Genomic DNA, 6,291 nt, shown 5'->3' on the forward strand with positions numbered 1-6,291 from the left:
GGTTGAGGCAATTGATGCAGGTATAGGTCCAGAAGTCGACGAGGACGACCTTGCCACGCAGCTCGTTCAGCTTCAGCGGCGGCGAGTTGAGCCAGGTGTCGATGCCCTGGAAGGCGGGGGCCTCATTCTGAGCGGTGACAGGAGTGTCGCCGCCGAGCGGAGGCGCGGCGAAAGTGAGAGCGCCATACGAGGCCGCGAGGCCCACGGCGATGAGAAGTGAACTGGCGCGGAGGTTCATGGTATTTCGATCGTTTGGGTGGAGGGGTGCCGTGGTTCAGCGAAGCGTCGCGGTGTTGTGGCGATTGGCTTGCGCTTGGCCAGCTGATCGATCGGGGCTGAGGTAGTAGGACGGGATCCGGCTGTCGGCGAATGCCTCAACGCGCAGGTTCTGGTTGGGCGCGTGGGAACGCGCGCGTGCCTCGGCCTGGACCGTTGCGCGATCACGCGGCGATGAAGGAGAGGCTGCTACGCCGGACGGGGCGGCTTCTGCATACGGGTTGGGCCCATGCGCCGCCGCGACGGCGTCTGCGCGGACGTCATTGCGGTTCAACGTCGATTGTTTCCGCAGTACGCCCTGGTACTCCTCAGCGTTGACTTGCGCGAGGGTGAGCGCGGTAAGTGCGGCGCCGATGGCGATGCGAGAAAGCGTCATAGTGATTTCCTGTATTGAGATGTGGATCGGGGAACGACCGCATCTTCAAGCGAAACCTTTCCATCTGCGCACAAGGCGTACGCGTATGTATCGGCGCGCAGAGTTCACACACTACGTTTCACCTGGAAGCCTTGGCCGTCGCGTGATAGGAAATGACCATGGCAGTCGACGTGGTGGATCGATTCCGCAGGATGACAGGCAGGTCCTGCCTGGGAGAGCAATGGCCTCGGACCCGCTGCAAGTCCACAGGCGGCAAAAGGCCGGCGGTTTTCTCGATCAATGGATCAGCGATTTCGAGAAACGTTGATCACCAGGCTCCAGCAATGTAGAGCGCGATCTGAGCGCCAAGGTGCGCGCCTTCATCGCCTGAGTGGTTTTCGGCGGACGTACATAGAGCGTTCGCGCGGGCGTCGGCTCAGCGGTGTTCTCCGCAGCGCCGATGAACTGCGCGATCACCTGAGGAGGATGTCGGTCGAGGAGGCGGGGAGACGATGGAGGCCGTCGTGGAGGTACAAGTGGAAGTCCAAGCGCTGGCAGAGACGGTCAAGGCTGCGACCTCGAGGAAGCGCGTGACTTGCAGCAATGCGCTTCGCAGATTTCGCTTGTCCTGTGGAAGGGCCGCACAGTCCCCGAGTCGCCACCGACGGGAAGCTCAGGCGCCGTGTGCCTGAACGACGAGTTCGACCTCTACGCACGCGCCCAGGGGCAGCTGTGCGACCCCAAAGGCGGCACGCGCATGAACACCTCTTTCCGGACCGAACACCTCGGTCAACAGTTCGCTGGCGCCGTCCGCAACGAAGTGCTGCTCGGTGAAGCTTTCAGAGGAATTCACTATGCAAGTCAGTTTGACGATCTGAGCTACCTCATTCAGATCGCCGATAGCTGCATGCAACGTCCCCAGCAGATCGACGGCGATGGCGCGTGCAGCCGCCTTGCCATCTTCGGTCGCCATGTCCATGCCGAGCCGACCGGTACGGACCTGGCCCTGCTGGCGCGAGAGGTGACCTGACAGGTGCACCATGTCGCCGGATCGCTGGAAGCGGGCATAGGATGCGGCAGGTGCAGCCGCCTGAGGCAGTTCTATTCCAAGCAAGGCGAGTCTGGAATAGACGTCCGCGGAACCGGCAAAGGCTGGACCATTCGGCTTTGTCCGCATTCCGGCACCCAGGTTCTTCCACGGCAGATCCGCAGGGTCGGCTATGAAGGGACCAGGTACGCGTACGACAAGAATCTCTTCGGCGATGCCGGCGAAGTCGGCTCGAAAATGCACCGAACTCTTGTTGACGAGGATCTTCATGCGTTCAGGTTCAATGCCGACCGCTCGGTACATGTTTCGGTCGAGCAACTGCGCCTTCGCCGAACTCACCGCGATGCTGACACCGCCGATGCGCAGGCGAGCCATCGGACCGAGGTCGCTGGCCTTTCCGTTCATCATCGGGCCGCCGTAGATGAACTTGCCGTCGGAGAGTGCCTCCACCTGGAATGTCGCTTGAAGGGGCGGGTCACCTTCGATCTGCGGACAACCGCCCAGTCCAATAGTGATCGCCGCGCCCACGCCTGCGTCGTGCGCCGCCGCCGCTGCCAACGGATCGCAGATCAAACCGATGGCGGCGTCTTGTGCACCATGGCGCAGCAACGCGCGCAGCATGCCAGTCGTATTTGAGTCGCCGCCGACCCCCGGGTTGTCCTGCGTGTCGGCGATGATCACTGGCCGGTGCACGGTCGTCGCAACGTGCATTGCGTGCTGCACGGCGGCGTCGGGCTCTTCGAATTCGATGGCCCACTGATCCTCGGGCTTGCAGACGCGATCGAAGAGGGTGTCCAGGGCGCGCTCGGTTTCTGCTTCGTCAAAGCCGTAACCCCAGATCACCGGTCCGCATTCTGGGAAGTCCGCGGCTGGAAAGCCGGGGGCGAAAGACAGGGAAAGCACCTTTGGCTCGAGCTCTTCGAGCAGGTCATAGATGCCGCGCGCGGGTTGCATCATCGTCGACATGCTGTTCACGGGGATCAGAAAGGGCACACGCCGAATCGCGATGTGAGCGGGCCGGTCTGCTCGCATCAACGCCAGCAGCAGCTCGCCGGCGCGTCGACCTGTGTCTRCCATGTCGATGTGCGGATAGGTGCGATAGGCCACGACGCCATCCGCCAGCGTGAGCATCTGTCGTGAAACGTTGGCGTGCGAATCGAGGGAGACCACGATCTTCATGTCGGGCCGTGTGACGGCGCGGATGCGCGACAGCAGTTCGCCCTCGCCGTCGTCCAGGTGCTGCGCAACCATTGCGCCGTGGAGATCCAGGTAGATGGCATCGAACGCTGCGGTTCTGGCCGCCTCGACGATCTCGGAGGCAATGAGTTCGTAGGCGTGGGTGGTCACATGAGCCGAGGCACCCGCACCCGCCCAGATGACCGGTGTGACGCTGTGCCCCTGTGCTCGCGCGAAGTTGATGAAGCCGCTGGCGGGCAGATTGACGTTGAGCAGTCCGAACATAGCTTCGCCGCGCACGAGGCCCGGAAAGTCCTCGCCCCGGACGAAGCTGTCGTAGCTGGCCACAGTGGGTGCGAAGGTGTTGGTTTCATGCTGGAAACCGGCAACGAGAATGTTCATGGGGCTCTCTAGGAAGACTGGACTGGGTATGGGGGGAGGCTGCGTGGCCGGCTCACTGAGGCGTCAGCTGTATGGAGCGCGCCATCTTCTTGAACTTGTCGGTCTCGTCGGCGTAGAACTTCGCCGAGACGGCAAGCGATTGCGGCCTCATCGCCTCGACGCCCGACAACGCGAGCGCCTTGGTCATCTCGGGCGATTCGATGGCCTTCTGCGAGGCCGCGAGCAGCACTTGTGCGCGGTCGGCCGGCACGCCTTCCTTGGTCATGACAGCCAACCAGACGGCGTAGACGAGCTCCTTCTTCTGGGCGAGCTTGCCCTCGGTGATGGCGGGAACGTCGGGCAAGGTTGGCATGCGCTGCGTGTCCAGCACATCGATCGCCTTGATCTTGTGGGTCTCGAGCAATTGCGTGGATGCGCCGAGATTCGGAAGGATCGTGATGTCGATCTGCTGGCCGACGAGGTCCTGCATCATCGGTGTGGCGCCCTTGTAAGGAACATGGAGCAGCTTCGCACCGGTCGCTTGGGCGATGTACTCCGAGACGATGTGGTACATCGAGCCGTGGCCCGGGCTACCGAACGTGAGGCTCTGGCTGCCGGGCTTCTTGCCTGCGGCAATCACCTGCTCGAGCGAAGAATAGGGAAGATCGTTGCGCGCCATGACCACCAGCGGGTGCGTCGAGATCGGTGCGAGCACCGCCAACTCCTCGGGCTTGTACTTCGCGGATGCGTTGGACAGTGGCGCGAGGATCGCCTCGTTGGGCGACCCCATGATCAGCGTGTAGCCATCGGCCGGCCGACTCAGCAGCCTCTGCGCCGCCAATGCACCGCCCGMGCCCGGAAGGTTCTCGATGATGAAGGGCTGCCCGAGGGCCTTGGCCATCGCGGGCTGCATCGCACGAGCCAGGACATCCGCAGGCCCGCCCGGCGGGAACGCGACGAGCATGGTGACTGGCTTCGAGGGAAATGGATCAGCCCCACCAGCCGCCCCGGCCGACGTCGCGATGCCCAGCAAGGCGGCGTTCATGGCAATCAGGCGGGCGAAGGCGTTGAAGGTTCTGCGTCGCATTTCATCCTCTTTCGTTCAGCGCCGCGTGGCGGCAGGTTGGGGGTGACGCGATTGTTTGATGTAGCATTCGTTCGAGCAATAGCAATTTGCTTAAGGAATCGTTGCCCAAAGGGCAACATCCACGAGGGCCTGAACCGTGCGCGAAATCAATCAGAAACGACTCAGGTACTTCCAGGAAGTTCTGGTGCGGGGATCCATGCGCGGTGCCGCTGATGCGCTGAACACAGCACCATCGGTGATCACCCGGCAGGTCGCGCTGCTGGAGGAAGAGGTGGGGTTCTCGCTTTTCGAGCGACAGGCCCGCGGCGTCGTGCCGACCGATAACGCATACCATTTGCTCGAGTACTGGCGAGGCTGCCAGGCACACCAAGAGCGGCTGATCGAGCGGCTCCAGGCGATCGATTCGATGGAAGTCGGGACGGTTCGCGTCGTCGCCAGCGAAGGCTTCGTGGATGGCCTGGTGACGCAGATCATCGCTCCGTTCTGCGAGGCCTATCCGAAGCTCTCGATCGAGTTGGATGCATTGCCCGTGAACGAACTGATTGGGGCGCTGGCAGACGATTCGGCRCACATCGGACTCGCCTACAACCCTCAGCCCGATCCGCTGCTGCAGTTTGTCGCGACCGCGGCCGCTCCAACCCAGGTGCTCGTTCGGGCGGGCCACCCGCTCACCCGGCTCGCAGGATCGCTGCGCCTCAAGCAACTCGTCGGATTCCCGATCGCACTCATGCCGCCCGGCTATGGCGTCGAGCGACTCGTCGAACTGCTCGAGTACGCGGAGCACATAAAGCTGCATCCGTCGTTCCGAAGCAACTCTGTGATGAGCCTCAAGAGATTCGTGAAGTCGACCAACGGCGTGACCTTCGTCGGCGCCGGCATGGCGGCATCGGCGGAGATCGAATCCGGGGAACTCGTCGCACTGAATCTTGCCGATCCTCTTTGCAGAACGGCGCAGGTCCGGCTGATCGTACGCCACGGGCGCCCGCTGGCCATCGCAGCCAGCAAGCTACTGGCCGAGATCCAGAGCCGGTTCTCTGTTTTCGCCCCTTGACACCGGACGGGTCAGGCGATCGAGTTGAGCGCCGGGCCCCTTCATGACAAAACGTCGGGACGGCCGCCAATACCTGGAGCGCGCGCGGCTTATCCTTGCCGCCCTGGATGACGCCGACCGTTCGCTCGGCGCGCAGCAGGCCGAACCTAGCGGCACGTTGAGCGTGACCCCGCCGGTGCTGTTCGGCCAGTACCACGTGGCACCGGCGGTCACGCGCTTCGTGCAGCGCTACCCGAGGATGCGAATCAACCTCGTGTTGCTCGATCGCGTGGTCAACCTCGTCGAGGAGGGGCTCGATGTCGGCGTGCGCATCGGCCCATTGCAGGATTCGACGGTCGTCGCGCGCGGCGTTGGGCGCATCCGTCGCGTCGTGGTAGCCAGCTCCGCACTATTGCGCCGCCTCGGCACGCCGAAGCATCCGCGCGAACTGGCGAAGCTGCCGTGTCTGCGGTTCACCGCCACCGATGGCGTCCACTGGGTGTTTCGCGAGGCGGGGCGCGCCTTCACGGTCGCCGTGCAAGGCCCGCTCGAGTGCAACTTGGCCGCGCCGATGCTCGAGGCCTGCGCGGCCGGCCTGGGCTTCGGCCGCTTCCTGTCGTACCAGGCGGCGCCGTTGTTGGCAGCCAAGCGCCTGCGCATCGTGCTCGGCGACTACGAGGTCGAGCCCTGGCCAGTCAGCCTGACCTACCCCAGCGCGCGGCTGCTGCCGTCGCGCACGAAGGTTTTCATCGAGTGGATGGTCGGTGAGCTGAAGTCATCGGTGTAGCAGTCCGCGGCCGGAGCGAACCGCGCGGGCGAACGGATCGACGACCACGACGTTTTGCTAGCCGATCGGATCGATACGCGCGATGCATCACGACCTGGAGCGCGGCAACAAGCTGGAAGTGCGCTGGCCGGGCGGCGCCGTGGTGGAACTG

Annotated in this window: 6 protein-coding genes and 1 pseudogene; 2 read left to right on the forward strand and 5 right to left on the reverse strand. The window is 63.7% G+C overall.

Annotation, left to right across the window (positions count from 1 at the left end; genetic code table 11):
• The 5 genes and pseudogenes from AC1DY5_RS37760 to AC1DY5_RS37780 all read right to left on the reverse strand — a co-directional run.
• Nucleotides 1–238: pseudogene (locus AC1DY5_RS37760) on the reverse strand (thioredoxin); the annotation flags it as partial.
• 36 nt (nucleotides 239–274) lie between these two features.
• On the reverse strand, nucleotides 275–652 hold the full coding sequence (locus AC1DY5_RS37765; protein WP_478119585.1) for a hypothetical protein: 378 nt from the start codon (nucleotides 650–652) through the stop codon (nucleotides 275–277).
• Nucleotides 653–928: 276 nt separating this feature from the next.
• The gene (locus AC1DY5_RS37770; RefSeq protein WP_478119586.1) at nucleotides 929–1,108 is read right to left on the reverse strand and encodes a hypothetical protein; all 180 of its coding nucleotides are present in this window, start codon (nucleotides 1,106–1,108) and stop codon (nucleotides 929–931) included.
• A gap of 196 nt (nucleotides 1,109–1,304) precedes the next feature.
• The gene (locus tag AC1DY5_RS37775) at nucleotides 1,305–3,257 is read right to left on the reverse strand and encodes an Atu1372/SO_1960 family protein (protein ID WP_478119587.1); all 1,953 of its coding nucleotides are present in this window, start codon (nucleotides 3,255–3,257) and stop codon (nucleotides 1,305–1,307) included.
• A 52-nt stretch (nucleotides 3,258–3,309) separates the two neighbouring features.
• Nucleotides 3,310–4,323: a tripartite tricarboxylate transporter substrate binding protein gene (locus AC1DY5_RS37780; protein ID WP_478119588.1), complete on the reverse strand. Its 1,014-nt coding sequence runs from the start codon at nucleotides 4,321–4,323 to the stop codon at nucleotides 3,310–3,312.
• Nucleotides 4,324–4,459: 136 nt separating this feature from the next.
• On the opposite strand from AC1DY5_RS37780, the gene AC1DY5_RS37785 reads away from it, so the two are divergent.
• Together AC1DY5_RS37785 and AC1DY5_RS37790 are read left to right on the forward strand one after the other, a co-directional pair.
• Nucleotides 4,460–5,374, forward strand: coding sequence for a LysR family transcriptional regulator (locus tag AC1DY5_RS37785; RefSeq protein WP_478119589.1), 915 nt, complete (start codon nucleotides 4,460–4,462; stop codon nucleotides 5,372–5,374).
• Between the two features lie 43 nt (nucleotides 5,375–5,417).
• Nucleotides 5,418–6,140, forward strand: a complete 723-nt coding sequence (locus AC1DY5_RS37790; RefSeq protein WP_478119590.1) for a LysR substrate-binding domain-containing protein — start codon at nucleotides 5,418–5,420, stop codon at nucleotides 6,138–6,140.
• The last annotated feature ends 151 nt before the right edge of the window (nucleotides 6,141–6,291 follow it).

Source organism: Variovorax sp. P4_D9, assembly GCF_056401695.1.